At 62.1% G+C, this 26,235-nt stretch carries 27 protein-coding genes; 17 read left to right on the top strand and 10 right to left on the bottom strand.

All coding sequences use genetic code 11. The features are described 5' to 3' along the window. The first annotated feature begins 3 nt into the window (after window positions 1-3). Window positions 4-819 (top strand): CPBP family intramembrane glutamic endopeptidase, encoded by an 816-nt coding sequence (locus LDN82_RS01420; protein ID WP_224166097.1) that lies wholly within the window; start codon window positions 4-6, stop codon window positions 817-819. Between the two features lie 130 nt (window positions 820-949). Continuing rightward, window positions 950-2,200, top strand: coding sequence for an Nramp family divalent metal transporter (locus LDN82_RS01415; protein WP_224166096.1), 1,251 nt, complete (start codon window positions 950-952; stop codon window positions 2,198-2,200). 4 nt (window positions 2,201-2,204) lie between these two features. On the opposite strand, the gene LDN82_RS01410 is transcribed toward LDN82_RS01415, so the two are convergent. Further along, window positions 2,205-2,765, bottom strand: a complete 561-nt coding sequence (locus tag LDN82_RS01410) for a MarR family transcriptional regulator (RefSeq protein ID WP_224166095.1) — start codon at window positions 2,763-2,765, stop codon at window positions 2,205-2,207. Window positions 2,766-2,872: 107 nt separating this feature from the next. Here LDN82_RS01410 and idi point away from each other — a divergent pair, with 107 nt between their 5' ends. From idi to LDN82_RS01380, 6 genes are read left to right on the top strand one after another with little or no spacing between them, the layout of a single operon-like run. Then, window positions 2,873-3,421 carry an isopentenyl-diphosphate Delta-isomerase gene (gene idi, locus LDN82_RS01405; protein WP_224166094.1) on the top strand — a complete coding sequence of 183 codons (549 nt, stop codon included), beginning with the start codon at window positions 2,873-2,875 and terminating at the stop codon, window positions 3,419-3,421. Next, complete coding sequence (locus LDN82_RS01400; protein ID WP_224166093.1) at window positions 3,418-4,548, top strand: polyprenyl synthetase family protein; 1,131 nt, start codon at window positions 3,418-3,420, stop codon at window positions 4,546-4,548. Before idi ends, LDN82_RS01400 begins: the two co-directional genes overlap by 4 nt. After that, window positions 4,545-5,447, top strand: coding sequence for a squalene/phytoene synthase family protein (locus LDN82_RS01395; protein ID WP_224166092.1), 903 nt, complete (start codon window positions 4,545-4,547; stop codon window positions 5,445-5,447). The genes LDN82_RS01400 and LDN82_RS01395 overlap by 4 nt, the downstream gene beginning before the upstream one ends. A 14-nt stretch (window positions 5,448-5,461) precedes the next feature. Then, window positions 5,462-7,129: a phytoene desaturase family protein gene (crtI, locus tag LDN82_RS01390; RefSeq protein WP_224094822.1), complete on the top strand. Its 1,668-nt coding sequence runs from the start codon at window positions 5,462-5,464 to the stop codon at window positions 7,127-7,129. Beyond that, window positions 7,129-7,548, top strand: a complete 420-nt coding sequence (locus tag LDN82_RS01385; RefSeq protein ID WP_224166091.1) for a lycopene cyclase domain-containing protein — start codon at window positions 7,129-7,131, stop codon at window positions 7,546-7,548. Before crtI ends, LDN82_RS01385 begins: the two co-directional genes overlap by 1 nt. Next, on the top strand, window positions 7,545-8,744 hold the full coding sequence (locus LDN82_RS01380) for a prenyltransferase (RefSeq protein ID WP_224166090.1): 1,200 nt from the start codon (window positions 7,545-7,547) through the stop codon (window positions 8,742-8,744). Before LDN82_RS01385 ends, LDN82_RS01380 begins: the two co-directional genes overlap by 4 nt. Here LDN82_RS01380 and LDN82_RS01375 read toward each other — a convergent pair. Next, a complete protein-coding gene (locus tag LDN82_RS01375; RefSeq protein ID WP_224166089.1) occupies window positions 8,739-9,281 on the bottom strand; it encodes a MarR family transcriptional regulator in 543 nt (180 codons plus the stop codon). The genes LDN82_RS01380 and LDN82_RS01375 overlap by 6 nt on opposite strands. A 175-nt stretch (window positions 9,282-9,456) precedes the next feature. Between LDN82_RS01375 and LDN82_RS01370 the strand changes: the two genes are divergently transcribed. Next, window positions 9,457-10,971 carry an HNH endonuclease gene (locus LDN82_RS01370; RefSeq protein ID WP_224166088.1) on the top strand — a complete coding sequence of 505 codons (1,515 nt, stop codon included), beginning with the start codon at window positions 9,457-9,459 and terminating at the stop codon, window positions 10,969-10,971. A 42-nt stretch (window positions 10,972-11,013) separates the two neighbouring features. Here the strand turns inward: LDN82_RS01370 and LDN82_RS01365 are convergent, their stop codons facing one another. After that, complete coding sequence (locus LDN82_RS01365) at window positions 11,014-11,349, bottom strand: hypothetical protein (protein WP_224166087.1); 336 nt, start codon at window positions 11,347-11,349, stop codon at window positions 11,014-11,016. 185 nt (window positions 11,350-11,534) lie between these two features. Here LDN82_RS01365 and LDN82_RS01360 point away from each other — a divergent pair, with 185 nt between their 5' ends. Next, on the top strand, window positions 11,535-11,921 hold the full coding sequence (locus LDN82_RS01360; RefSeq protein ID WP_224094816.1) for a hypothetical protein: 387 nt from the start codon (window positions 11,535-11,537) through the stop codon (window positions 11,919-11,921). Beyond that, window positions 11,921-12,121, top strand: coding sequence for a hypothetical protein (locus LDN82_RS01355; RefSeq protein WP_224166086.1), 201 nt, complete (start codon window positions 11,921-11,923; stop codon window positions 12,119-12,121). The genes LDN82_RS01360 and LDN82_RS01355 overlap by 1 nt, the downstream gene beginning before the upstream one ends. Before the next feature lie 71 nt (window positions 12,122-12,192). Here LDN82_RS01355 and LDN82_RS01350 read toward each other — a convergent pair whose 3' ends face one another. The 4 genes from LDN82_RS01350 to LDN82_RS01335 all read right to left on the bottom strand — a co-directional run bounded on the left by LDN82_RS01350 (window position 12,193) and on the right by LDN82_RS01335 (window position 17,223). Then, window positions 12,193-14,556, bottom strand: coding sequence for a glycosyl hydrolase family 65 protein (locus tag LDN82_RS01350; RefSeq protein WP_224166085.1), 2,364 nt, complete (start codon window positions 14,554-14,556; stop codon window positions 12,193-12,195). Window positions 14,557-14,585: 29 nt separating this feature from the next. After that, on the bottom strand, window positions 14,586-15,317 hold the full coding sequence (locus LDN82_RS01345) for a beta-phosphoglucomutase family hydrolase (RefSeq protein ID WP_224166084.1): 732 nt from the start codon (window positions 15,315-15,317) through the stop codon (window positions 14,586-14,588). An 8-nt stretch (window positions 15,318-15,325) separates the two neighbouring features. Continuing rightward, window positions 15,326-16,327, bottom strand: coding sequence for a LacI family DNA-binding transcriptional regulator (locus tag LDN82_RS01340; protein WP_224166083.1), 1,002 nt, complete (start codon window positions 16,325-16,327; stop codon window positions 15,326-15,328). A gap of 272 nt (window positions 16,328-16,599) precedes the next feature. After that, entirely contained in the window at window positions 16,600-17,223 is a 624-nt protein-coding gene (locus LDN82_RS01335) for a phospholipase (RefSeq protein ID WP_224166082.1), read from the bottom strand. A gap of 25 nt (window positions 17,224-17,248) precedes the next feature. Here LDN82_RS01335 and LDN82_RS01330 point away from each other — a divergent pair, with 25 nt between their 5' ends. Together LDN82_RS01330 and LDN82_RS01325 are read left to right on the top strand one after the other, a co-directional pair. Beyond that, window positions 17,249-17,698, top strand: coding sequence for a helix-turn-helix transcriptional regulator (locus LDN82_RS01330; protein ID WP_224166081.1), 450 nt, complete (start codon window positions 17,249-17,251; stop codon window positions 17,696-17,698). Between the two features lie 10 nt (window positions 17,699-17,708). After that, window positions 17,709-18,110, top strand: coding sequence for a VOC family protein (locus LDN82_RS01325; protein ID WP_224094804.1), 402 nt, complete (start codon window positions 17,709-17,711; stop codon window positions 18,108-18,110). 129 nt (window positions 18,111-18,239) lie between these two features. Here the strand turns inward: LDN82_RS01325 and LDN82_RS01320 are convergent, their stop codons facing one another. The 3 genes from LDN82_RS01320 to LDN82_RS01310 all read right to left on the bottom strand — a co-directional run bounded on the left by LDN82_RS01320 (window position 18,240) and on the right by LDN82_RS01310 (window position 20,977). Continuing rightward, window positions 18,240-19,385, bottom strand: coding sequence for a glutamate--cysteine ligase (locus LDN82_RS01320; RefSeq protein ID WP_224166080.1), 1,146 nt, complete (start codon window positions 19,383-19,385; stop codon window positions 18,240-18,242). A 38-nt stretch (window positions 19,386-19,423) separates the two neighbouring features. Further along, window positions 19,424-19,882, bottom strand: coding sequence for a hypothetical protein (locus tag LDN82_RS01315; RefSeq protein ID WP_224094801.1), 459 nt, complete (start codon window positions 19,880-19,882; stop codon window positions 19,424-19,426). Between the two features lie 300 nt (window positions 19,883-20,182). After that, window positions 20,183-20,977, bottom strand: coding sequence for a GAF and ANTAR domain-containing protein (locus LDN82_RS01310; protein WP_224166079.1), 795 nt, complete (start codon window positions 20,975-20,977; stop codon window positions 20,183-20,185). Window positions 20,978-21,436: 459 nt separating this feature from the next. Here LDN82_RS01310 and LDN82_RS01305 point away from each other — a divergent pair, with 459 nt between their 5' ends. The 4 genes from LDN82_RS01305 (at window position 21,437) to LDN82_RS01290 (ending at window position 26,211) form a co-directional block, all read left to right on the top strand. Beyond that, window positions 21,437-21,580, top strand: a complete 144-nt coding sequence (locus LDN82_RS01305; RefSeq protein ID WP_224166078.1) for a hypothetical protein — start codon at window positions 21,437-21,439, stop codon at window positions 21,578-21,580. Between the two features lie 787 nt (window positions 21,581-22,367). Further along, on the top strand, window positions 22,368-23,159 hold the full coding sequence (locus LDN82_RS01300) for a DeoR/GlpR family DNA-binding transcription regulator (protein ID WP_224094793.1): 792 nt from the start codon (window positions 22,368-22,370) through the stop codon (window positions 23,157-23,159). Further along, window positions 23,156-24,142 carry a hexose kinase gene (locus LDN82_RS01295; RefSeq protein WP_224094790.1) on the top strand — a complete coding sequence of 329 codons (987 nt, stop codon included), beginning with the start codon at window positions 23,156-23,158 and terminating at the stop codon, window positions 24,140-24,142. The genes LDN82_RS01300 and LDN82_RS01295 overlap by 4 nt, the downstream gene beginning before the upstream one ends. Window positions 24,143-24,144: 2 nt before the next feature. Continuing rightward, window positions 24,145-26,211: a fructose-specific PTS transporter subunit EIIC gene (locus tag LDN82_RS01290; RefSeq protein ID WP_224166077.1), complete on the top strand. Its 2,067-nt coding sequence runs from the start codon at window positions 24,145-24,147 to the stop codon at window positions 26,209-26,211. Window positions 26,212-26,235 lie beyond the last annotated feature (24 nt).

The following is a 26,235-nucleotide window of genomic DNA, read 5'->3' as shown; positions in this document are numbered from 1 at the left end:
GATGTGATGTCGATTTCCACGGAATCCCGGACCGCGCTCACCTGGAAGCTTTTGCCAGCGGGGCTACTATCCCTGTCCGGGGTGCCACTTTTCGCCCTGGGCAATGACTTTCTCGGTTACGCACTCGTGGCGGCCAGCATTGTCACCGCTGTATTCATCGACCACGGCCTGATGCGGCACCTGGCAGTGGTAGCAGCCGGAATGGTCATCATCAGCCTGGTACCCCTGAACGCGGATCTCAGCATCGGACACATGGCACTCATGGGTGGCGCCCTTGCTTTGGCCGTGCTGGTTCCGTGGCTTGTATCCCGTCACCTGTACAACGAAAAGATCATCAAATTTCCGGTCAACACGGGCCGTCCATGGCCGCTCGCCGCGAAGCTATACCTGGTGGGCGTCGTAGCGCTTGGGTACTTCATCCTCCCGGCCTACCTCATTCGGACGGGCGTCTACCACAATTGGCCGGACGCGTCCGATCCCACCATCTTCTGGCGCCTCTTCCTCGGAGTGAACTCCGTGGGCATTTGGGACGAACTGTTCTTCATCTGCACCACGTTCACGCTGTTACGCCAACACTTCCCCGACTGGTTGGCCAACCTCCTGCAAGCTGTGATCTTCTCGTCCTTCCTGTGGGAGATCGGTTACCAGGCGTGGGGTCCCCTCCTTACCTTCCCGTTCGCGCTGCTGCAGGGCTATACGTTCAAGCTGACGAAGTCCTTCACTTACGTGGTGTCAGTTCATCTGCTCTTCGATTTCGTCCTGTTCCTGGCGCTGGTCCATGCGCACAACCGCGACTGGTTGCCCATCTTCCTGTACTGACCTCGGAAACTTCCTGTGCTGAGGCCTAGGTACTGAGGCCTCCGAAACGGAGCGCCTAAAAACTACTTTTCGGTGCGCCTAACTTTCGGCTATCCTCAAAAGAGAATTCCGCGATGATGAGGATGAATCAATGACCGCCCCGAGCCTGCTAAGACGACCTGCACCGACGAAAGTCTGGTCGCGCCTACTCCTCCTGGGCCCCGCGTTCGTGGCGGCGATCGCCTACGTCGATCCCGGCAATGTGGCCGCAAACCTGACGGCCGGAGCCAACTACGGGTATTTGCTGGTGTGGGTGCTGGTTGCAGCCAACGCCATGGCAGTCCTTGTGCAGTACCAATCAGCGAAGCTCGGCCTCGCAACCGGCATGAGCCTTCCGGAGATTCTCGGCAAGCGGCTTGGCACCAGGCGCCGGCGCCTTTACTGGGCGCAGGCCGAGATCGTAGCCGGCGCCACAGACATGGCCGAGGTAATCGGCGGCGCGGTTGCCCTCAACCTCTTGTTCGGACTTCCGCTACTGGCCGGTGGTCTCATCGTGGGTGTCGCATCAATGATGCTCTTGGCGCTGCAGTCCCGCCGCGGCCAGCGCTCCTTCGAGTACGCGATCCTGGTATTGCTGGGAATCATTGCCGTCGGGTTTGTATCCGGTCTGTTCGTCAACCCTCCGGACGCAGGAAGCGCACTGGGCGGTTTGCTCCCCCGCTTTGAGGGCACCGATACAGTCCTGTTGGCAGCAAGCATGCTCGGTGCCACAGTGATGCCGCATGCAATCTACCTGCACTCGGCCTTGGCGCGGGACCGCCACGGCTTCTCAGAGAACCCGGCGGTGCGGACGCGGCTGATCCGCGCAACCCGCGTTGACGTTGTGGGCGCCCTTTTGCTTGCCGGTGTGGTGAACATTTCGATGCTCCTGCTGGCTGCCTCCAGCCTCCGGGGCATTGAGGGAACAGACACGATTGCCGGTGCCCACGCGGCCGTGACGTCGGCACTTGGTCCGGCTATCGGCGTCGTGTTCGCAATCGGCTTGTTGGCCTCCGGCCTCGCATCGACATCGGTAGGCTGCTATGCCGGTGCAACCATCATGGGCGGCCTGCTAAAAGTACGCATCCCCTTGCTGACCCGCCGCGTGATCACCCTCATTCCGGCATTGATCGTTCTGGGAGCAGGCGTTGAGCCCACCCTGGCCCTGGTACTGAGCCAGGTCCTGCTGAGCTTTGGTATTCCTTTCGCGCTGATCCCGCTCATAAGACTCACCGGCAAGCGGGAAGTCATGGGCATCCATGCGGACTCCAAGCCATTGAAGATAGCAGGCTGGACGAGTGCAACTTTGATCGTCGGGCTGAACATAGTGCTCATTACACTGACTATCACCGGCCATTCCTAAAGCACTAAACCGCACCGTCCCCCACAGAAAGCTCCCTGGCCATGTCATCCAGGAAGCGCATCACGGTTTCACGCTCCTCTGCAGTCAGGCGGGCGGCGGCCAGAAAACGCCGGGCTTGCTGGCGCCCTACGGTCCGCATGGCCGTCTCGTGCGTTTCAGGGGTGATCGCGATGGCAAGGGCGCGCCTGTCTGTGGGGTGCGCTTGTCTTGCGATGTGCCCCGCGCGTTCCAGACGGTCGAGAAGTTTGGTGGTGGACGCCGTCGAAATGCCCAGGTGTGCAGCAATGGCGCCGGGGGTGGCAATGACTCCACTATTGGCGCTAACGATCAGGTAGTGCAGGGCCCGCATATCCGAGTGGTTGACCTTCATGAATTTCAGCGAGGTCTCAGAGAGCCGCTGTTCGGCGTCACGCAACCTTTCAAGCGAGGCCATGAGCTGGCTGATCTGCCGGACATCGTCACGGGATAGCCCCTCACGGTCTACCAGTTCGCGCCCGGGATCGTTGACGTCCATGTCATACATGCCGGTGGAAACCGAGGCTTCGATTTCATCCGGTCTGTTCATTCTGAGTATGTTACACCTAACTGCATACATGGTAGCCTTCTAGCTAGCTTGTCTAGCAATAATGGAGAGTGGATCTCCACGTTCGAGGCGCCGGAGGAAGGCAAAGAATGAACGCGACAGAAATGGTCGTCCTTCTCGACGACGCCGGCAGGCCCATCGGCGAAACCTCCAAAGCAGCAGTCCACACCCAGGAAACTCCACTGCATCTTGCCTTTTCCTGCTACTTGCTCAATGACCTCGGCGAGCTCCTCCTTACACGCCGCTCCCCCGAGAAGAAGACGTGGCCAGGGGTGTGGACCAACAGCTTTTGCGGGCATCCGGCTCCCGGCGAGGACCCCGAGGACGCTGTTCTCCGTCGCGCGCACTTTGAACTGGGAGTGGACGTGAGGCGGATCGAGTTGATTCTCCCTGACTTCCGTTACCGCGCCGTGGACCCCTCGGGCATCGTCGAGAATGAGCTTTGCCCTGTCTACGTGGCCCGGGTCCTGGGAACGCTCCGGCCAAATCCGCTGGAAGTGTCTGACTACGCCTGGATGTCGCCGGGACTCCTTGCAGAAGCCTTGGACAGGACTCCTGCTGCCTTCAGCCCATGGCTGGCACTGCAATTTCCCCAGCTCGTCGAGGCCCAGGCCCTGGCGCTCGGAGCACAAGCATGACTGTCACGTCCAGTGCCGCGCGCATCAAGACCGATCGTGGCAGAACCGATCTCTGCTCCGCCATCGAGGACGAACTGGGCGGACTTATGTCCGGCAGAGCCCTTGCAGCGGCCCCGTATGGTCCCCGTTTTGCCCGTCTTTGGGCCCTTGCCGGCGAGAACGTGCTCGGCGGGAAATTCGTCCGCCCGCTGCTCCTGATGGAAATGTACGACGCCCTGCAAGTGCCCCGGATGCGTTCGGATCATCATCCAAACCGGCAGACCGCCATCAGCATCGCGGCCGCCGTCGAGCTCCTTCATTACGCCTTCCTCCTGCATGATGACGTGATCGACGGCGACCTCGTCCGCCGCGGCAGGCCAAACCTGATCGGGTCCCTCCTGACGGAAGCCGGACTACCCCGCGCCGATAGCCAGCCCGGAGAACAAGCAATACTCCATTGGGCCCGCACGGGCGGAATCCTGATGGGCGATCTGTTGTTGGCCGCCACCCATCAGGCCTTCGCAAGAGCGGACCTGCCCCATCCTCTGCGTCTCCGGCTCCTCGATCTTCTTGAACACACGATCAACGAGACGGTGGCCGGAGAGCAACTCGATGTTGGCCTGGGCGACGGCGTCATCGCCCCCGAACTCGAGACAATCCTCATGATGTGCGGATACAAGACCGCCACCTACACCTTCGAACTTCCGCTTCGTGCGGCCGCCGCTTTGGCTGGCGCTGATGCTTCCATGGAATCGGTCCTCGCCACGGCGGGCCGCCATCTTGGGCTGGCCTTCCAACTCCAGGACGACTTCCTGTCCACCTTCGGGGATCCGCGCCAGCACGGCAAGGATCCCTTTTCCGATCTACGTGAAGGCAAACAAACAGCCATCATTGCTTATGCGCGGATGACCAGCGCCTGGCCGGCGATTGAGCCATGGTTTGGTCGTTCCGAACTCAGCAGGCCGCAGGCGGAGCACGTACGCCGGCAGCTCAGCGACTGCGGGGCCGAGGCTTTCGTCCAAGGCCTGATCCGGGAGCAACTGGCACACTTCCACGAAATTTTACGAGGTCATGCCGCAAACATTCCCGAAACCGCACTCAACGTCTTGATCGATCTAGCCGCACAACTGGAAGGACGGCAATCATGAGCGTCGATGTCGACACGTCCTTTGGGCATTTCACACGGACGGCCGAACGCGCCGCAAACCAGGTCATTGCTGCCTATTCCACCTCATTCGGGCTGGCAACCCGGATCCTTGGACCCCGCCACCGCCAGCATGTTCGCAACATCTACGCTTTGGTGCGTGTGGCCGATGAACTCGTTGACGGCGTCACTGCCGAAGCCGGCCTGAGTCACCAACAGCAAAACGACGCCTTGGACCACTTCATCGATGAAACCCACCGGGCGCTCCACATCGGCTACAGCAGCGATCTCATCATCCACGCCTTCGCCCAGACGGCACGGGCTGCGGGGATAGATGAGTCCCTGATTGACCCCTTTTTCGCCTCAATGCGCACGGACCTCGGCGAGCGCACGCCAACGCGCGCCGTTCCTCTCCGATTTGATGCGGGGGCTCATCAGGGGTACGTGTACGGTTCCGCCGAGGTGGTTGGGCTGATGTGCCTTCGCGTCTTCATGCGCGGGGAGAACATCAACGACGGCGATGCCGCGGCTTTGCGGTATGGCGCCAGCAGGTTGGGCGCTGCTTTCCAGAACATCAACTTCCTGCGCGACCTCTCCGATGACACGGCCCGGCTGGGCCGCAACTATCTGGGTGTGGCAGACCACCTTGAGGACCGGGATCGTCTGGAATGGGTGAAGACGATCCGCGCCCAATTGGACGATGCCAACGCCGTCATTCCCCTTCTTCCGCATGACGCCCGGGCCGCAGTCAGAAGTGCGCTGGCGTTGTTTGCTGCCCTGACGCGCCGCATAGAACAGACAAACATTGACGAGCTCTACCGGTCCCGCGTGCGTGTCCCTGACGTTTTCAAGGCAGGACTCGCGGCCAGGGCAGTCGCAGCAACCTGGCTGGAGCCCCGATGATGATGCGGCCGCGAATGACCCGGACAGTCGTGATCGGTGGTGGCATTGCTGGGCTTGCCACCGCCGCCCTCCTGGCGCGGGAAGGCCATGAAGTGCAACTTCTGGAGCGGCTCGACCACGTGGGAGGGCGAGCCGGAACGTTGGAGCGGAACGGTTTTCGCTTCGACACCGGACCGTCGTGGTACTTAATGCCTGGCGTCTTTGACCACTTTTTCGGCCTGCTGGGAACCAGCACAGCGGAACAGCTCGATCTTCAAACACTCAATCCCGCCTACCGTGTGTTCACTGAACCAAAGCACGACAACGGGCGGCAGGATCCGCTCACTATCCCACTGGGCAGTGAACAAGTCATGCGGACGTTCGAGCGGGTTGAACCAGGGAGCGCACAGCGCCTCGCAACCTATCTGGCTTCGGCAAAGCACACCTCCGACATGGCTGAACGCTTCTTCCTCTATAACCCCTTCACCAAGCTGCAATCACTCCTGCAGCCCGAGATCCTGCGCGCCCTGCCGGAGCTGGCCCGCCTCCTGCTCACTCCGCTGGAAAAGTTTGTCTCCCAGCGTTTTCACCACCCTGTGCTGCGTCAGGTCCTGGGTTACCCGGCCGTCTTCCTGGGCACCAATCCTGCTGAGGCGCCGGCCATGTACCACTTGATGAGCGCACTGGATCTTGGCGACGGCGTCCAGTACCCCATGGGGGGCTTCACACAGCTCGTGGAGCGTCTCGAAGCGTTGGCACGTGAAGCTGGCGTACGCATCCAGACCGGCGCGGAGGTCGTCCAGATCACCACCCGCGAAGCAGCCCGGGCCGGAGGCAAGGGGCATCTGGGCGGCTTGGGCCGCCGTCGTCGATTGCCTGGAACCACCAAACGCGAGGTGACCGGCGTCCGCTGGCGGGAGAAGCACGGCAGTGAGCATTTCAGCGTTGCCGACATCGTGGTTTCCGGTGCGGATCTGCACCATACGGAAACTGCCCTGTTGGCCGCTGAGGACCAGAGTTATCCGGCCACGTGGTGGCAGCGCCGAACCAGCGGCCCTGGTGCCGTGCTGGTGATGCTCGGTGTGAAGGGGCGGTTGCCCGGACTCCCGCACCACTCCTTGTTCTTCACCAGGGACTGGCAAGCGAACTTCCAGTCGATCTTCGGCAATCAGCCCAGCATCCCGGATCCCGCTTCCATCTATGTTTGCAAACCCAGCGCCACAGACCCAGGCGTTGCCCCGCCGGAGCACGAGAACCTCTTTGTGCTGATCCCCATACCCGCGGACCCCGGGATCGGATCAGGCGGGCCGGACGGCGCGGGCGACTCCCTCATCGAGAGGACTGCCGACGCCGCCGTCGACCAGATCGCGGAATGGGCCAACATTCCTGATCTCCGTGAACGGATCGTGGTCCGGCAGACCATCGGACCCGGAGATTTCTCCCGCGACTACAACTCCTGGCGCGGGGGCATGCTCGGCCCGGCACACACCCTGGGACAGAGCGCGATGTTCCGTGCCCAGAATGCTTCCAAGCGGGTGACGGGGCTGTTCTACGCCGGTGCCACCACCGCACCAGGCGTAGGCGTGCCCATGTGCCTCATCAGTGCGGAACTGGTGCTGAAAAGGATTCGCGGTGACAACAGCCCCGGGCCTACCGTTATCGACCCCAGCCGCATGAAGCGTACCGCCGGCAGGTTGCCCTGATGGGAATCGTCTATCTTGCTGTGCTGCTGATAGGCACTATGTGCATGCTGCTGCTGGACCACCGGTTCCGACTGTTCTTCTGGCGCGACGCCAGAGCTGCGGCGATCGTGACCGCCGTCGGGGTTTTGTTCCTGCTCGGCTGGGACCTGGCCGGAATCGGTTTGGGAATCTTCCTGCGGGGTGAGGGCGCAATCGCAACCGGGGTGATGCTCGGACCGCAATTGCCCCTTGAAGAGCCTGTGTTCCTGCTGTTCCTGGTGCTGTGCACGATGGTGCTTTATACAGGAGCGCGGCGGATTCTTGCCCGCTCCATGCTGCCTCGTGAGGGCGACCGGCGGCTTGAGAGTCGGCGGCTTGAAGATCAGCGGCTTGAAGATCAGCGGCTTGAGGATCGGCGACTTCAGAAGAAGAACCTGTGACTTACCTGTGGCTCTCGCTCGTGTTCGTTGCGGCCGCGGCCGTTGTGGGCGTGGTTTGTGTCCGGAAGGGCGCGAACTCCAACGAAGCCAGGCAGCATTGGAAGGCGGCTGGCCTTGCCTTCGGGGCGCTGGCGGTGCTGACGGCTGTATTCGACTCCGTGATGATCGGGATGGAGCTCTTCCACTACGACGCCTCACACATTCTGGGCCTGAAGATCGGGCTGGCGCCGGTAGAGGACTTCGCCTACCCCTTGGCGGGCGTGCTGGTTCTTCCCGGGCTCTGGGTTTGGTTGACGCGGGGGCGGGAGGCGGCACCGCGCAGTAACCTCAAAGGTCTCATCCCCCAAGCCCTGCTCGCGTCACGGCCCATTAGTTGGATCAACACGGCATATCCGTTCGCTGCAGCGATGTTCCTGACCACCCGAGAGGTCAACTGGGTACTGGTGGTCGGCACGCTGTATTTCCTCATCCCCTACAACCTGGCGATGTACGGGATCAACGATGTGTTCGACTACGCCTCGGACCTGCAAAACCCTCGAAAAGGCGGCATTGAAGGCGCCCTGCTTCAACCAAGGCTGCACCGGCCAATGCTATGGCTCGCCGCCATCACAAATGTGCCATTCCTTGTGGTGCTGGCGGTTGCGAGTGGCCCTGCTACTTGGCTGGGCATCGCTGTGAGCGCCTTCGCCGTGGTCGCCTATTCCGTGGCGGGACTACGATTCAAGGAACGTCCTGTCCTGGACTCACTGACGTCGAGTACGCACTTCGTGAGTCCCGCCGTCGTGGCTCTGACGTTGGCTGGTGCCGAGATGACGCCGGGACTGTTGATCCTGCTCGCCGCATTCTTCTTGTGGGGCATGGCGGCTCACGCGTTTGGAGCCGTCCAGGACATCGAACCGGACCGGCAGGCAAATATCGCTTCCATAGCGACAGTCTTCGGTGCCCGGCGAACGGTGCGGCTCGCCGTCGTACTCTGGCTTGTTGCGGGTCTCGCCATGCTGGCCACGCCGTGGCCCGGGCCGCTCGCAGCGGCAATCGCCGTCCCATATATCGCCAATTGCGCTCCCTGGTGGAACGTCACGGATATGACGGCGGCACGCACCAACACTGCATGGCGCCGTTTCATCTGGCTCAACTACGGATCGGGTTTCCTGGTCACGCTGATACTGATCCTGCAGTGGAACCTGACGTCATGAAGCGGTAGATTCCGGGCCCTGGGGTTGTTCATCAGTTGGGTCTTCGTCGATCGTGTCCACGGCCTGGCGCATGTGCTCAAGAAAGTCCATCACCACACGTGCTTCTTCCGGGCTCAGCGCGCTTGCGACGTCCAAAATCCGGCGATGCATTCCGCCCAGTGTATGCCTGACTTCCTGGTCCGAACCTGCTGTAGGCCGCAGAATCAAGGCCCGACGATCCGACGGATGCGGTTCCCGCCGGATGTGTCCGGATTCCACCAAACGATCGATCAGGGTGGTCATTGACGCGGACGTTATGCCCAAGCGATCGCCCAGGTCCTTGGGTTTCATCACCTTGCCCGCCGCTTCGGCTTCGAAAAGGTACCGCAAGGCCAAGAGGTCCTTTTCACCCATGCCCATGGCCGAACGGGTCCGCCTGCGCATGGCCTGTTCCGAGACACGATAAACCCGGAGGGCATTCAGGACATCAACGGCAAGGGCTTTCTGCCCGGGGTCCTTGCCGTACCAATAGCCCTTAGCGTGGCCGTTTGCGTCCATCCCATGATCCTTCGATAAGCGTGAAGCTTGTTTCCCTAGCATCTGATCCTAATTCACTGCGCTGAGTGAACACAGGGAGGCATGATTCGGACGATCCTGAACAAGATTTCGAGGGTTTTCCACATAGGCATGTTGGCAGGTCCCTAACGAAAAGGAGTGGTGCCAAAGTATGGGTATGGAGCGGAACGGAGAGAGCCAAACAGCTACGGCGGTTTCGGGCGTGCCTGTTTCATTGCCTGTGCCTGGTGGCTCTGGGGTTCAGGAGCTGCTGGCCGTGCTGGGCTCTTTCCGAATCGGTGCAGGCAGCAACGAGTTGATCGATCAGATTCGCGGCCTGGAAGACGCGAAATCAGCGATCGCGGCGTTGCAGGCGCGGGCAGCGGTCGCGTTTGACCTGGCCCAGCGCCGCGAACAAGCCGCCACCGGCGTCCCCTCCCCGGATCTCGGTCAGGGTGTCGGCGCGCAGATCGCCCTCGCGCGGCGGGAATCACCCAACCGCGGTTCCCGCCTCCTCGGACTCGCCAACGCCCTCGTGTCCGAGATGCCCCGAACCATGGCCGCCCTGGAAACCGGGCAACTGAACGAATGGCGGGCCACCCTGCTCGTGAAGGAAACAGCCTGCCTCTCCATCGAAGACCGCGCCGCCGTAGATCAGGAACTCGCCCCCGACACCGGAACCTTCAACGGCGCCGGAGACAAGACCATCACCGCCCTCGCACGAGCCGCCGCCTACCGCCGCGACCCACGCACTGTCACCCAACGCGCGGCCCGCGCCGCGACCGAACGGCACATCAGCCTCCGCCCAGCCCCGGACACCATGACCATCCTCACCGCCCTGCTCCCTGCCGCCCAAGGCGTCGCCGCCTACACCGCCCTCACCCGGGCCGCCGACTCGGCACGCGCCGGCGGAGACACCCGCACCCGAGGACAAGTCATGGCCGACACCCTCGTCCAACGCCTCACCGGCACCCCCGGCGGCATCAGCGCCATCAATGTCCAGCTCGTCATGACCGACCGCACCCTCTTCCAAGCCGACACCGAACCAGCACGGCTCCAAGGCTACGGAACCGTCCCCGCCGGATGGGCCAGAACCCTCCTCACCGGAGCACAATCAGAGGTGAGCCCGGAGTCCACGGAAGATAAGGCGTTCAACGTCTACCTCCGCCGGCTCTACACAGCCCCCGCCAGCGGTGAACTGCTGGCCATGGACTCCAAAGCCCGGCTCTTCCCACCCGGGATGCGCCGCTTCATCCAAACCCGGGACGACACCTGCCGCACACCCTACTGCGACGCACCCATACGCCACATCGACCACATCATCCCCTGGCACAACGGCGGACCCACCAGCCTGGAAAACGGCGCCGGGCTCTGCGAAGCCTGCAACCACACCAAAGAAAACCCCGGCCGCAACGCCAAAACAATCCCCGGCAGCCGACATCACCTCGAAATCAGCACCCCCACCGGCCACACCTACCAATCCAAAGCCCCACCACTGCCAGGCCACACGCGCTTTCCGGCAATTTCACCAGCACCGCCTTCACCGGCACCTACTTCACCGGCGCCTCCTTCACCCGTGCAGGCAGAGGCGCCCGAAACAGCGTCATGGTCACCAGCTTCGCCAGCCTCCCACTTCTCCATGGCTGGGATGCGGCTGGAAAACGACGTGCTGCACCGCACCAGTTGGAACTGACACCGGAGCGGATGCCGGTATGAGGACTATGTCGAACCAGGGCTATGCCGAACAAGCTTCCTTCAATGCCTGGACCGAATCAGCCGGGACGTCGTCGCCAGCCTCAGCAATCTGATTCAGCGGAGTCGTGATTTCAGCCGGAACACCGGCGGTGCGGGCAGCAGTGACCAGCCCACTGAGTACCTGCTTGTCCTCAACACTCACCAAACCGTCCTGGACCACAGCACAAATTTGTTTGTTGACCTCCCCGGCAGCAGCAGTGGCTACCTTCGAGGCTGCATCGCTGGCAGCATTCCCGGCGGCTTCCTGCACGGAGCCGCAGCCGGCGAGGAGGAGGAAGAGGGGCACGGCGGACAATGTTGCAAGGCGGCGATTCATGCGTTCCAGCCTAACAATCCCAACCGGAGTTCAGGCTGGGATGGCCAGCCTGCCCGCACCAACGCCCGAACCCATCCTGCCTCTGTTGCAGATAACGTAATGATTGACATGACATAACTCACATTCTGTAAGCTTGATTGAAAGTCACGCAGCCGGCTTCCCTCGCACTATTTCGGGAGGTCCGCATGGCCCCCAATTCCCTCAAATCCGAGATCCTCCTCGCACATGGAGTCGCGCCTTCCGCGGCTGCTGTCGCTCGAAGAAGAGCAGCAGGGCACCATGTCGCGCCCAACAAACCCGACGCCCTCCTCGGGGCGATAGCCGTACGGCAACTGTTCCACCGTTGGCCTTTGGTTCCATCCCGCGAGCTTGAACGTATCCGCCACGTCCTCATCCATTGCGATCAGCTGGGCTCGGCTGATACGCATCATTTGTCCGAACCGGCCCAAGCGCTTCTGGAGCTCATCAACAACGAGTTGGATCGGCGTCGCGCATTTGGTCATCAGCAAGGGGCCAACACGCAGGGGGCCGAAACAGATACGGCAGAGGCAATGCAGCCGGGTGCCGCTTAATGGCGGGGCATTTCGAAGTCGTTGACGCCATTGGCGGCGACTGCAGGGTACGCCTCGTCGATGACGACGGGATCGAACTCGCCCTGACCGTCACTTATAGGGACAAAGGCGCAGCAGCCAAGGCTATTTACACGCTGAGGGAAATCGCAGCGAGTGGCCTCATCGAGGACCACACATCGACGTTTCCCCCGCCTCACTGAGCCGCATTAGCGGTTGCTCCCACTGGGGAACAACCGCTAATGCTGCAACCGACCCAAAGAGCCGTGCCGGCCTACGCCCGAACGATTGGCAGTCCTGCCGTCGGGAAGACGCTGGGAAAGATCGACGGCGGCGGAACGGGTACAGTCTCCAGCGGCACCGTAATGGTGTCCGCGCTGACGGTGACGTCGTGATCCCGAACACGAATCGGCAGTGGTTCATCGCTGTAACCTGAGCCGGTAACGAGCGCCAGCGCGATGGATCCCTGAATGAGTTCCACAGACAGCAAGCGACCACGCACCTTGAGCCGGAAGGAGAGGCCGTCCCACTCCACGGGCAGCCGCGGATCGAAGCGCAGTACCTCGCCCTGGTCACGCATTCCGGCGAAACCGCAGACCAATGAGCTCCAAATTCCACCGGTGGACGCGATGTGGACGCCATCGATCGTGTTGCCGTGTGAGTTGTCCAGGTCAATGAACAAGGCTTCGGTGAAATGCTTCAGTGCGACGTCGCCATACCCAACTTCGGCAGCCATGATGCCCTGCACGCAGGCGGACAGGGTGGAGTCGCCGGTGGTGATGGGATCATAGAAGTCGAAGGCACGCTGCTTTTCCTCGGCTGAGAAGTCCTGCCACTGGAGGAACATGGCTAGAACGGTATCGGCCTGTTTAAGGACCTGGTGCCGGTAGATCACCAACGGGTGGAAGTTCAGCAGGAGAGGGTACTTGGACTTGGGCGTATTCCAATCCCATGGCTCCAGGGTCATGAAGTCGTTGTCCTGGCTGAAGACCTCCAAGTGGGGATCATAAGGGAGGGACATGCGCTCGGCAGCTTGGCGCCACACCAAGCGTTCCGTGTCAGCGATGCCCTCGTGTTCCAAGGCAGCCGCAGCACGGAGGTTAAACCGCGCCATCACGTTGGTGTAGAGGTTGTCGTTGACCACGGCGGTGTATTCATCGGGCCCGGTGACGCCGTGGATGTGGAAGAGGCCATCCTTTCCGAAGAAGCCCAGGGAGACCCACATGCGTGCAGTCTCAATGAGCAGGTCGGCACCGATGTCGGCGCGGAAGGTGGCGTCGCCGCTGGCCCACTCGTAGCGGTTGGCGGCAAACGCGATGGCCGCTGCGATGTGGAATTGCGCTGTTCCGGCGGCGTAGTAGGCACTCGCCTCCAGGCCATTGATGGTGCGCCACGGGAACAGGGCTCCGTCCACGCTGAGTTCCTTGGCGCGGACACGTGCGTCCGGAAGCATGGCGTGCCGTGATTCGAGCACTTTCCGGGCACCGTCGGGATTGGTGTACGTCAGATAAGGGAGCAGGTAGACCTCCTGGTCCCAGAAGTAGTGGCCCTCGTAGCCGGAGCCACTTACGCCCTTCGCGGGAATGCCGGCGACCCCGGCGCGGGCTGTTGCCTGCGCCAGCTGGAAGAGGGCCCACCGCACGGCCTGCTGGAGTTCGGGCTGGCCGCCGATTGCCACGTCCGCGGTTGTCCAGTACTGGCTGTAGTGGGCCTGGCTCTGCGCGAGGATTTCGGAGAACGGCACCAGGTTTGCCTCGGCGTCCGCCGTCAGGCTCTCGCCACCGTCGTCATCGTCTGTCAGGGTGCGCCCGGCCACGACGTAGCTGACCGTTTTCTCCAGACGGAACGCTTCACCGCTGTTGATGGCCAGGACGTAGCGGACGGACGATTCGTCCTCGGCCACGACAGTCTCGAAGGGCTGGCCTTCCGCGGAGATCCAGTGATCCACGGCCATCGCGATGCGCTGACGGGATTCGGAGGTCTCCCATGCCAGGCGCAAGGAGCCATCGGCACCCTGGAGGTGCAGCGGCAACAGGACACGGCCGGCGTGCCGGCCGGATCGCCTGGGGTCATGGACCGAGTGGTCCTCCACAGGCTGGTCCTGGCGGTTTACGACGCCGGAAACGATGTCCGCGGACACGTCGCGGTCAGCGCTCACGGTCAGTTCCAGACCAAGACATCCGCGCGAATCGAACCCGACAGCGCGGCGCTCCACCGTGGTGACCGTAGCCCCGGAGCGGCAAGCCCAGGTGGTGGTTTCCTCATAGACGCCTGTGGAGAAGTCCACACTTCGGTGATAGTCCAGCACCGTGGATTCGGCCAGGCTCAGGGCCTCGCCATCGATTGATACCGTGAAATTGTTGGCGTCCGGGACGTACACAATCCGCTGGCCCGTACGCGCAAAGCCGTACGCATTCTCGGCATGCTTGATGTCCCAGATTTCGTGGAAGCCGTTGATGAACGTGCCGGGAAGTTCGCCGTCGCCACGCGTGGAATGGGCGCCACGGACGCCAAGGTGGCCGTTGCCAAGGGCGAACAGCGTTTCCAGGGTTCCCTCGTCACCGGGGACGTGGATACTTTCCACGAGCTTCCAAGGCTCGCAGGGAAAGCGCAGCCGATCAGAGCTGATGAGTGCCATGGGCTAAAGAGGTCCTTCGAAAAGTAGGGTCAGAGAAGATCGATGAGGTCGTCGACCACAAGGGTGGCGCCGGCGTCGAGCAGTGTTTGGCGGCCAGCGCCGCGGTCCACGCCGATGACGGCCTGGAAGTCGCCGGCGCTGCCGGCCTGCACGCCGGAAACGGCGTCTTCCACCACGATGCATTCCTGGGTGGGGACGTCCAGCAGGGACGCAGCGTAGGTGAACGTGGCCGGGTCAGGCTTGCCCGGAAGTCCGACGGCGGCGGCCACCTGGCCATCGACGACCACCGTGAAGTGGTGGTCAAGTCCAGCTGCCTTCAGTACGGCGGGGGCGTTCCTCGAAGAGGACACGACGGCGACCTTGAGTCCCAGCTCAAGCGCGGCGTTGATGAACTTGACCGAGCCGGGGAAGGGCTCGACGCCGCGGGTGTCCACGATCTCGTTGAAGATTGCGTTCTTGCGGTTTCCCAGGCCCTGCACGGTTTCGTTCGTGGCGGCATCATCCAGCGGACCTTCCGGCAGCGTGATGCCGCGCGAGGTCAGGAAGTCCCGGACGCCGTCGAAGCGTGGCTTGCCATCGATGTGATCGAAGTAGTCGCTTTCCTGGTATCCCTGCGGGTGCCCGGCATCGGCGAGGTAGGAGTCGAACAGCTCCTGCCAGGCCTGCTCGTGTACCACGGCAGTGGGCGTCAGCACGCCGTCGAGGTCGAACAAGAGCGCCGAAGCACCAGTCCAGGCATTACGAAGATCAGTCATGTGCATAGTTCCGTTCAGCGCTTGTGGCGCGTGGTTTTGCGTTCGATGAGCTTGGTATCGAGCAGGTGGTTGGAGGGTGGGTTGGGGGGATCTGTATTCAAAAGTCGTTCGCACAGCAGGTTCGCGGCGAAGGCACCTTGGTCGGCAACGGGTTGCGCCACAGTGCTCAGTCCAAGGAACCAGCTCATGGGGTGGTCATCGATTCCGATCACGGAAACGTTCTTGGGCACGGACAGGCCATGCTCCCGCAAGGCCATCAGCGCGCCGAACGCTGCTTCGTCACAATGGGCGAACACTGCAGTGGGCCGTGCGCCGCGGGTGATGAGTTCGGTCATTGCCCGGCGGCCGTCGTCGATGCTTGGCCCGGCAGCCACCACAAGGTCCGGGTGGACGGTGAGGTGGTGTTCATCCAGTGCACGCCTGAAGCCGTGGAACCGTGGGGTCTCAGTCACAACGGAGTGTTCATTGCTCGAGAGAACGGCCAAGTCCCAATGGCCCAGCCCCAGCAGGTGTTGGGTGGCCTGCCAAGCTGCGCGCTCGTCATCGATACCAACATTGTCCCACGGAACATTCCGCATGCCCACGCTGGCGACTGGCAGCCCGGAAGCCTCCAAGGCTTCCACTTCCCCGGGGTCGAGGTCAACATTGAGCAGGAGCAGCCCGTCCACCCTTTGCGCCAACCGTTCAATATCGCCGAAGACCTGCTTACGCACGCTGGTCTTGTTGCGAAGGCTGATCAGGACGGTGTCGTAGCCGCTGTCGCCGAAGACCTCTTCTGCCGCTTCCACCGCCTGCGCGAAGAACCAGGCTGTAGCGGTGGGGGCGATGATGGCCACGGAACCCGTGCTGCCACCCGCCAGTCTGGATGCTGCTGCCGAGGCTTTGTAGCCCAGCTTGTTTGCGGCTTCCGCCACTTGCCGTTGGGCCTTTTCGGAAACGTTGGGGAGATTCCTCAGAGCCCTGGACACCGTACAAATGGACAATCCGGAGAGGACTGCGACGTCCTGGATTGTCACCCTGTGAGTCCTAACCATGCAACACGGCCTCAACCCTTTCCATACTCGATTAAACGTTGGGATGACGGCACTGCACCCGGGGAGAGCTCCCACATTGGGGCGGCCGCAAGCCAAAAGTGTAAGCGCTTACAATTTTGTCATTCAATAGTGTGTGGTCGAATGCGAATTTGTGACGCGAATCTCACGGAAAGGTTGATTCTGAGGGGCTGATGCCGTCTAATCCGGAGCCTGCGCCTAAGCTCGCGTTCACCCTCAGTGCCCGTTCAAAACCCTCAGTGCCCGTTCAAAACGTAGTACCGAAGGAACGCGCTGACATCCACCAGCTCCGCAGGCTCGATCCTGTGCCCCATTCCCGGGTACGTCCGCGCCGTCAGGGCAACGTTCGCGTGCAACCACTCTTCAGTGTGGGCGATGGCGTCTTCATTGATCACCGGGTCCGCCTTGTCGCGGCCCCAAAAGAACGGCGGAGGCGAATCGAAGGATTCGCTGAGCGCCAGGAGGTCGTTGTCCAGGACAAACCCGGACAGGCCAACCGTTGCCTTGAAAGCGTGGGGCCGCAGCCGCAGGAGCGTGCTGGCCATGGCCATTCCCTGCGAGTAGCCGAGCAGGCTGACGCTGCTGTGGTTCTCTTTCACGGTGTTGATCCAGTTGAAAACGGAGTTGGTTGAAGTGATGACGTCGGCGAAGTCGTTAGTCAGGAAGTAGTCCAGGAGGAACCAACCGTAGTGGTCGCCAATTTCCTTCGGGCCGCGAAGGGCCGCACAGGTGAATTCTGCGGGAAGAAACGGAAACAGGTCCACCATGCGCTGCTCGCTGGTGCCGTAGCCATGCATCATCACCAGCAACGGGGTGCCCCCGCGCTGGTTTTCGGGCTTCGACCAGACCACTGAATCCATGGAACGAGCCTAGTAGACTGGCCCCATGACACCGCAGGAACTGGCCAACCTGGCCCATCTGCGGCGCGCCCGCGATTTCATCGATCGCGAGTACGCGCGGCCTTTGGATGTGCCCACCATGGCGGCCGGCGCCCTCATGTCCCCCGCGCATTTCTCCCGCCAGTTCAAGGCCGCGTACGGTGAATCTCCCTACAACTACCTCATGACCCGGCGCATCGAACGTGCCATGGCCCTGCTGCGGGCCGGAACCAGCGTTACCGATGCTTGCATGGAGGTGGGCTGTACATCCTTGGGCTCCTTCAGTTCACGCTTCACGGAGATCGTCGGCGTAACGCCCAGCGAATACCGCTCGCGCGAGCACCATGCAGTGAAGGCGATGCCCACCTGCATCGCGAAGCAGCAAACGCGCCCTGAAAGAAACGGCAGTAAGAACCTGAGCAGGATTGAAGAAGCGCCGGTCTCACAGCTGCAATAGCGTGTGAGACATGAACATTTCATTGAAGTACGCACACGTCACCGTCAACGATGTCGATGAGTCGCTCGCCTTCTACCGCGACGCCCTCGGCCTGGAAGTCCGGAACGACGTCGGCTCGGACGGCCAGCGCTGGGTCACCCTGGGCAGCGATGCCCAGCCGGACCTCGAACTCGTTCTTTCCCCTCCACACGCCGGCCGCTCCCAAGCTGATGGCGACGCCATCCAGGAGCTGCTCACCAAAGGCGTCATGCCCATGCTCGTCTTCAACACGGACGATCTCGACGCGACGTTTGAAAGGCTGCGCGCGTCGGGTGCCGAAGTGCTCCAGGAGCCGATTGTGCAGCCTTGGGGTCCCCGCGACTGCGCCTTCCGCGATCCCTCCGGGAACATGATCCGCATCAACCAGGGCTAACGCCCCAGTATCAGTACGACGACGGCGGGTACCCGGCGCACTTACCGGGCCTGCCGCCGTCGTGCTTTCCGCAGGTCTTCGTACTTTCCGCGGAATGTGGGGTGCTTTTCCCGGTTCCGCAGCCACCAATCAGTGGCTCAACAGGCCAGCGCTTGAGCGTTCGCCGTACTCGTGCGTCGAGGCGATGGCGGCGGAAACGACATCGGAGAGCCTGAGCCGCCGGTTGTAAGCCTGACGTTGAAGACGTTCACCCGTGCCGCGGCGCAGGATCTTCGCCACGCCGGACCGTGCTAGGGCCAGGTCCCCGGTTTTAGTCAGCGCCCCGCGGACGTGCCTCAACAAGGCCCCCGCTACATCCGCAGCAGGATAGGGCCGGTGGTCCGTCGGGTGGATCAGTTGATCGTTGATGCCAAAGCGGCTGGACCGCCAGTTGGCCATGCGCAACAGGCTGGTCAAAGCGTCCGACGGCGGCTCCCCCTTCCGCCATTGTGTCGCCGCAGTCTCCACCAAAGCCCGGGCAATCACCGCGATGGTGAGTGCGTCCTCGGCGTACAGGCAGACGTCGGCGATCCGGAGTTCAACAGTGGGATGGCCTCTGGAAAGGCGGGCATCGAAGTAGATCATGCCCTCGTCCAAGGGGACGCCTGTGCCCAGGAGGTTCGCGAGCACCCCGCGGTAGCCTTCTGCCGAACCGAAGACATCCATTGGCCCGGCCGTGGGCCACCTGTTCCAAATTTGGGTCCGGTAACTGGCAAAGCCTGTGTCGGAGCCCATCCAAAACGGAGAATTGGCACTCAATGCAAGGAGCACAGGCAGCCATTGGCGCATCCTGTCCAGGACGCCCACGCCTTCATCCGGCGATTCGATCGCCACGTGGACGTGGAATCCGCAGGTTAGCTGCTCGCGCGAAATAAGGCCGAACTCGGTGCCCATGGTTGCGTAGCGTTGATTGCCCAGGGTGGGCGTCGCATGGAATTCGGGGGGTGTGGCCAAGGCTGCCACCCTGGCGCCCAAGGTCCGCGCAGCCGAGTCGGCCAATGCCCGGCCAAGGCGGATCTCGTCGCGAAGCTCCGCTGCTGTCCGGCAAGGCCGGGAATTCACCTCGATCTGTTCCTGTTTGAACTCGGACTTGAGGGAATCCCCGGCTTCCGGATAAGTTGCCGCGTTCATGTGGGGTTGGGCAGCTATGTCCAGAATGCCGGCAGCAAGCGGAAGCGGCATCCCGTCAACGGGATCTGCGATCAGCAACTCTTCCTCGACGCCAAACGTACGCATAGCTACCCTCCCCGCAGTAACGAAATTAGATGCCGTGGTTATCCCACGTGGCGCGGAACCTCCATCTGGAAACCGCAGCGGCAATGGAGCACCTGCGTTTGCAGATAGACCTCGAACAGGCTCGGGCCGTCCGGGTCGTCGGTGCTACGGGGTGGCTCGATGATGCTCTCCGAGGGGCGTCCCAACGTCATGGGCTCGCCGCAATGCGTGCAGCTGAACCACAGGCCGGATGCGGACGTAGACAGGAATTCGGCTTGGATCTCCGGTACTAGTTCAACCAGGGGCACGGGGTGGGCGTAAAACGTATCGCACTCACTGCAGGTATAGCTGACTTCAACGATTTCGGACTGGTTTGGTTCTGCTTCTACGACGGTCTCAACAAAAATGTACGAATCAGTATTGCAAACAGTGCACCAAGGCCGTGTGGCGGTGTCAAAAGTTGCGGGTTTCGCCCCAACCATGGGTTTAGGGGCGGGAATAGGGGATCCAAGCGTCATTGCCATTCTCCTTTATGCACGTATCCACCGCGAGGTGGGTTCCGACAACATATTGAATCGCGTCGGGAGAAGCTGATTGCTCCTCGAGGAGGCCTGCATGGATGCACGCGGCGAGCCGGCCGATTGTGGCCACAGCTTAAGGTGCAGTTCTTGGACCATCTTGGATGGCTTCAGGTCATGAGTCTCCAAGGGCTATCTGCTTAACCCACCTATGAATGTAGTTCATCAGTGGCGGGCGTCACAAGTGTGCAAGGTCCGTCACAGGTCCTAACGGTGGGATGAAAACTCCAGCGACAGCCCTTAGGGCTCAAAGTGCGCTACGGGAGCTTCGGCGGCCACAGCCTTGATGAGCTGCTCAGCCACGTCCCTGAGTTTTTGGTTGCGACCGTTGGAAGCCTTGGTGAGGATCCTGAAGGCCTCATCCTGGCTACAGCGGTTTTGGCCCATAATGATGCCGCAGGCCAAGTCGATCACTGTCCTGGACTGCATTGCCGCCTGAAGATCCTCGGCATGCTGCTGCTTGACGCCGATCCTCACGGCCAACCTCAATGAACGCTCGGCCTGGCTGGCGTACAACTCACAATTCCGGATTGTCTCGTCGTCGTAGACATTGGCCTTCGGGGCGAAGAAGTTCAGGGCTGCCGTAGCCCCCTCATCCAACTCCAGCGGGACGCAAAGGGCCGAAAGGTGCCCCCGTTCCGCGATGACAGTGCAGTACTCGGACCACCTTTCCTCCTTGGAGGTATCGGGCACATGCACTGTGGCATGGGTGCGCATGGCCTCCAGGCAGGGGCCATCGCCGTAAGCTTGCTGAACTTCATCGATCAGCCTCGCTTCATGGGTACTTCCGGCCACGGTTGCAGTGCGGCGTCGCCTGCTCAAAGTGATGCCGCACAGGACGTCCAGGCCTACGGCTTCGGAAACGGAGGCCGCGGAGAAGACGGCAAGATCATGCAGGAATCCCGCTACATCATCGCTGTCGATCACCAAGTCCTGAAGTTGTTCAGGCACCGAAACATCGTCAAGCGATGGGACAGTATCCGGCGGCGCTGGGACATCGTCCGGCACCGCAAAATCAACGTGCATTTCGTCCATGATTCAGTTTACGATCGTCCGGAGCCAACTCGTCACTCCCGGAAGAACAAGCTCCAGAATCCTTGCATCTGCCGTGCACCTATGTGCACAATCTAGCTAGAGTCCGCATTGGCGGACAGGCTTTACAGCTCATGCAGACGGGCACCCCGCATTAACAATGCAGAGGTAAATCCCATGTCGGCCCAGCCCGAGTCAAGAGTTCCCGACGAAGCCCACCAACCAGACGACCCCCTATGGTGTACACGCTGCAATACTGACCAACATTTGGTGGTGGATTCGATCCAATCGCACTATCCTCCCTCCCCCAACACGGTAGATGTGGCCTACGAATGCCACGCCTGCAATTACTCCTACGACCAGACCGCCACGGTACAAAGAGTGGCTGTCGTTCTGAACCGCCCCGGGGTTTCCCAGGGAGTACTGCAGTTCGGGGGCCAGTACTTGCATTGTGGGGAACCCATGAGGACCAGTAGTTGCGAGCTACGGCGGATCCAGGCCCCGCTTGTCCTGAAGCCTGGGGGCCAACTACGCATGTACGAGGTCATCATCAATACCCGCATCCTCCGCTGCCCGTGCGGCTTCCGCATGGAAATCCCGGACTAGATGCGGTAATCACGCCCCTAGCAACGAAACCAGTTTTAACAGAGGTAGAGGAACAGGAAGGGAAAACATGCAGACCGATTCAAAGAAGGACGAGTCTCCAGTTACCGGGACTGATCACAGGCCGGTTAGAAAGCACAAGCTTCCGGATCCGCCGGACCCGGACAATCTTCCGATCGACTACCCCGGCTCCGGGTGGGACATCAACAGGTACTCGCCCAGTGTCGCGCGCGAACTTCATCGGCGTGCCACGCACCTACGGGGCGTTTGACCTTGACTGACTTCCCGCCGGACCCTTCGCGACCGGATCCCACCCGGAAAGATCCCACCAGGGAACCGGGACCCACACCGGAGCCGGTTCCCTTGCCGGAACCAGGGCCTCCCCCGGTCCCGGACCCGACGCCGGGGCCAACAGTGCCGTCTCCACCGGCGCGGCCAGATACTGGACAACCGCCTGGACAACCGCCTCTTTAGGAGGTTTCCAACCCCATAGACCGGATCCTGGCAAATCCCCCAGTCAGGACCCGAAGGAGGGCATGCCGCACTACAGGGAGTGTGGCATGCCCTTTCGCGTGCCCGAAACTTTGGCGTGCCCGAACTTTGGCGCGCCCCGAAGCCAGCCAGCCTCAACGCCCTACTGAACAGCTAACCCCCATCCGATCTTTGTTTATGTTGGTTTCTATTGACTTACCAACACAAACAAAGATAGAGTCAAGCAATTCCACATCGTTGTGACAGCAGTCACCTGATGGGCTGCACTGACAAATGGCTTTACCGCAATGGAGGGTAAGTGTTCGCTGAAGAGCGCCAACAACTGATCTCCGCACTCGTCGCAGAGCGCGGACGGGTGAGCGTCACTGACCTCGCCGACCGTTTCAGCATCACCACGGAAACCATCCGCCGTGATCTCGCAGCTCTCGAAGTTTCGGGGAGCCTGCGCCGCGTTCATGGTGGGGCTGTCCCCTCGGACCGCTTGAGTACCCGCGAGGAAAGCATCCTGGAGCGCGCCATCCAGCGCCAATCCGAGAAACACCGCATCGCAGCTGCCGCGCTCGCCCTGATTCCGGAACTCACCACGGGCAGCATCCTGCTGGACGCAGGCTCCACAACCGAGACCCTGGCAGACCTGCTCGCCCAGCGCACACCTGCAGCCAACGGCAACGAGGAACTCGTGGTCATCACCCACGCCATTCCCATTGCCGGCAAGCTTTCCTCCACAGCGGGCATCGCCCTTCAGATCCTGGGTGGCCGGGTACGCGGGCTGACCCAGGCCGCCGTCGGACAGTCCACAGTGGAGGCCGCTTTCAGGCTTCGTCCTGATATCGCCTTCGTCGGCGCAAACGGCATCCACGCCACCTTCGGGCTCAGCACGCCCGATCCTGAAGAAGCCGCGGTAAAAGCCGCCTTCGTCAAGTCAGCCCGCCGCGTTGTGGCATTGGCCGATTCTTCCAAGCTGGACGCCGAGACATTGGTCCAGTTCGCCACCCTGAAGGATGTTGACACTTTGATTACAGACAGTGAACCCTCCGCTGAACTCAGCGCAGCCCTGGCCGAAGCCGGCGTTGACGTGGTGATCGCATGATCGTCACACTCACGGCCAACCCAAGCCTGGACCGCACGGTGGAGCTTCCGGCACCACTGGCCCGCGGCGAGGTACAACGTGCCGTCGCCGTCCACCAGGAGTCGGGCGGAAAAGGCGTCAACGTTTCCCGCGCCCTGGTGGCTTCCGGCCTCGAAACACTTGCCGTCCTTCCAGGCGCTGACTCGGATCCGGTACTTTCCGGACTGCACGACGCCGGCGTGCCGTTCGCTGCCCTGCCTATCGGTCAGGCGCTACGCAGCAACGTCACCCTCACCGAACCGGATGGCGTCACCACCAAGATCAACGAACCCGGCCCGGAGCTGAGCGACGAACAGCAGGAAGCCCTGATCGGGCTGCTGCTGGAGCGCTCCCGTGGCGCCAGCTGGGTGGTTCTCGCAGGCTCGCTCCCACCAGGAGTGCCCGCGGATTTCTACGCCACAATCGCTCGTCGACTCCGGTCGAACACTGATGGATCGGCCATCCCCGGCATCGCCATCGACTCTTCCGGGGCTCCGCTTGCGGCAGCTTTGAAAGGCGATGCCGCAGGAAAACCCGATCTCCTCAAGCCCAACGCCGAAGAGCTCGCAGAGCTCGCTGCCGCTGCCGGCTTCGCCATTGTCTCCACCGCCGAGGAACTGGAAGCCGACCCGGCACGAGCCGCCCAAGCTGCTGCCGCCGTCGTCGAAAGCGGTGTGGGCGCCGTTCTGGCAACACTCGGATCCAAGGGCGCAATCCTGGTGACGGCTGATGGGGCGTGGCTTGCCACGCATCCTCCCATCCAGGCCGTCAGCACGGTGGGCGCCGGGGATTCTGCACTGGCCGGCTACTTGCTGGCTGCTATCCAAGGCGGTTCCGCCCAGGACTGCCTTCGTCAGGCCGTGGCACATGGTGCCGCTGCTGCTTCGCTGCCGGGCTCCACTGTCCCTGCAGTCCACCAGACAACCCCCAACGCCGTAACCATCACGGCCCTCCAGAAGGACTAACAGTGACCCAGCTGATCACACCCCAATTGGTCATCCTCGACCAGAACCTGGGCGACTCCCCTGCCGACGTCATCCGCGTCCTGGCCGGCAAAGTCGCCGCTGCTGGCCGTGCTACCGAGGTTGAAGGGCTCTTCACCGATGCCTTCGCCCGCGAGCAGAAAACCGCTACCGGCGTCCCCGGCGGCATAGCGATTCCGCACTGCCGCTCGGCCGCAGTCACCGAGCCCGCCCTTGCCATGGCCCGCCTGTCCCACAAGGTGGACTTCGGCGCCAAGGACGGCCCGGCGGACCTCATCTTCTTCATTGCCGCCCCGGACGGCGCTGACCAGGAGCACCTGAAGTTGCTCTCCAAGCTGGCCCGCTCCCTCATCAAGAAGGACTTCACGGCAGCGTTGCGCGCGGCAGCCACTGAGCAGGACATCGTGGACCTCGTTGATGGGGCCTTGGCGGACAAGCCCGCTGCAGCTGCAGCTGCTCCGGCCACCGAAGCTGCTGCAGCACCCGCTGCCGCTGGGGCCACTGCCGCATCGACCACGACGGCGGCTGCCGGACCCAAGCGCATCGTCGCCGTTACAGCGTGCCCCACCGGCATCGCCCACACCTACATGGCTGCTGACTCGCTCGTTGCCGCTGCCCAGGAAATGGGCGTGGATCTCCAGGTTGAGACGCAGGGTTCCTCCGGGGCCAAGCCGCTGGATCCGGCCATCATTGCCGCTGCTGACGCGGTGATTTTCGCTGTCGACGTGGACGTCCGCGGCAAGGAGCGCTTCGCCGGAAAGCCGGTCATCAACGCTCCGGTCAAGCGCGGCATCGATGAACCCACCAGGATGGTCCAGGAAGCGTTGGCTGCTGCGGATGATCCGCACGCACGCCGCGTCCCGCACTTTGGTGCCGAAGAGCAGGCCGAGCGTGCTGCTGAGGAAAAGGGCGAGCACATCGGCCAGAAGCTCAAGCGCGCACTCCTCACTGGTGTTTCGTACATGATCCCGTTCGTAGCGGGCGGCGGCCTGCTGATGGCACTCGGATTCCTCTTGGGCGGATACTTGATCACCGGCTTTGCGGACAAGATCGTTGTCGACAACAGCATCTTCAACCTGCCTACCGAGTTCCCGGACAATGCGTGGGGTCCTCTCGGCGCCTACCTCGGGGCCGTCTTGTTCAAGATTGGCAACCTGTCCATTCAATTCCTGGTGCCGGCGTTGGCAGGCTATATTGCCTTTGCCATCGCCGACCGCCCCGGTATTGCACCAGGCTTCGTCGCTGGCGCGGTGGCAGGGTTCATGGGCGCAGGGTTCCTCGGGGCTATTGTTGGTGGTCTGCTGGCCGGCTACATCGCCTTCCAGATCGGCAAGCTCGATGTTCCCCGCTGGCTGCGTGGCCTGATGCCTGTGGTCATCATTCCGTTGCTTGCCTCCCTGGTGGCCTCCGGCCTGATGTTCCTTATCCTCGGCGCACCGATCGTGGCACTGACCAAGGCACTCAACACCGGCCTATCGGGCCTCACCGGCGCAGGCGCAATCCTCCTCGGCATCATCCTGGGCCTCATGATGTGCTTCGACCTTGGTGGTCCGGTCAACAAGGTTGCCTACTCCTTCGCTGTTGCGGGCCTCGGCACGGCAACGGTGGCAAACCAGGCACCGTGGCAGATCATGGCCGCAGTGATGGCAGCGGGCATGGTTCCGCCGCTCGCCATGGCCCTGGCTACCGTGCTGGACAAGAAGCTGTTCTCCTTGGCTGAGCGTGAGAACGGAAAGGCCGCCTGGCTTCTGGGTGCATCCTTCATCTCCGAGGGCGCCATCCCGTTCGCAGCTGCTGACCCGCTTCGCGTCATCCCCGCCAGCATGGTAGGTGGCGCCGTAACCGGTGCCCTGTCCATGGCCTTCGCAGTCACGTCCAAGGCTCCGCACGGTGGCATCTTCGTGTTCTTCGCAATCGACAACTTCCTGTTGTTCTTCCTGTCGATCGCTGTTGGTGTGGTGATCACCGCGCTCCTTGTAATTGCCCTCAAGCGCTGGGCTGTCCGCAAGCCGGTTGAGGCCGAGGCAGTTCCCGTCCCAGCAGGCGTGTAAGTCCCGGCAGGCGTGTAAGCGCCG

This window comes from Arthrobacter sp. StoSoilA2 (genome assembly GCF_019977195.1).
Taxonomy (GTDB): domain Bacteria; phylum Actinomycetota; class Actinomycetes; order Actinomycetales; family Micrococcaceae; genus Arthrobacter.
The sequence above is the reverse complement of the archived record's forward strand: the minus strand, read 5'-3'. Positions and strand labels throughout refer to the sequence as shown.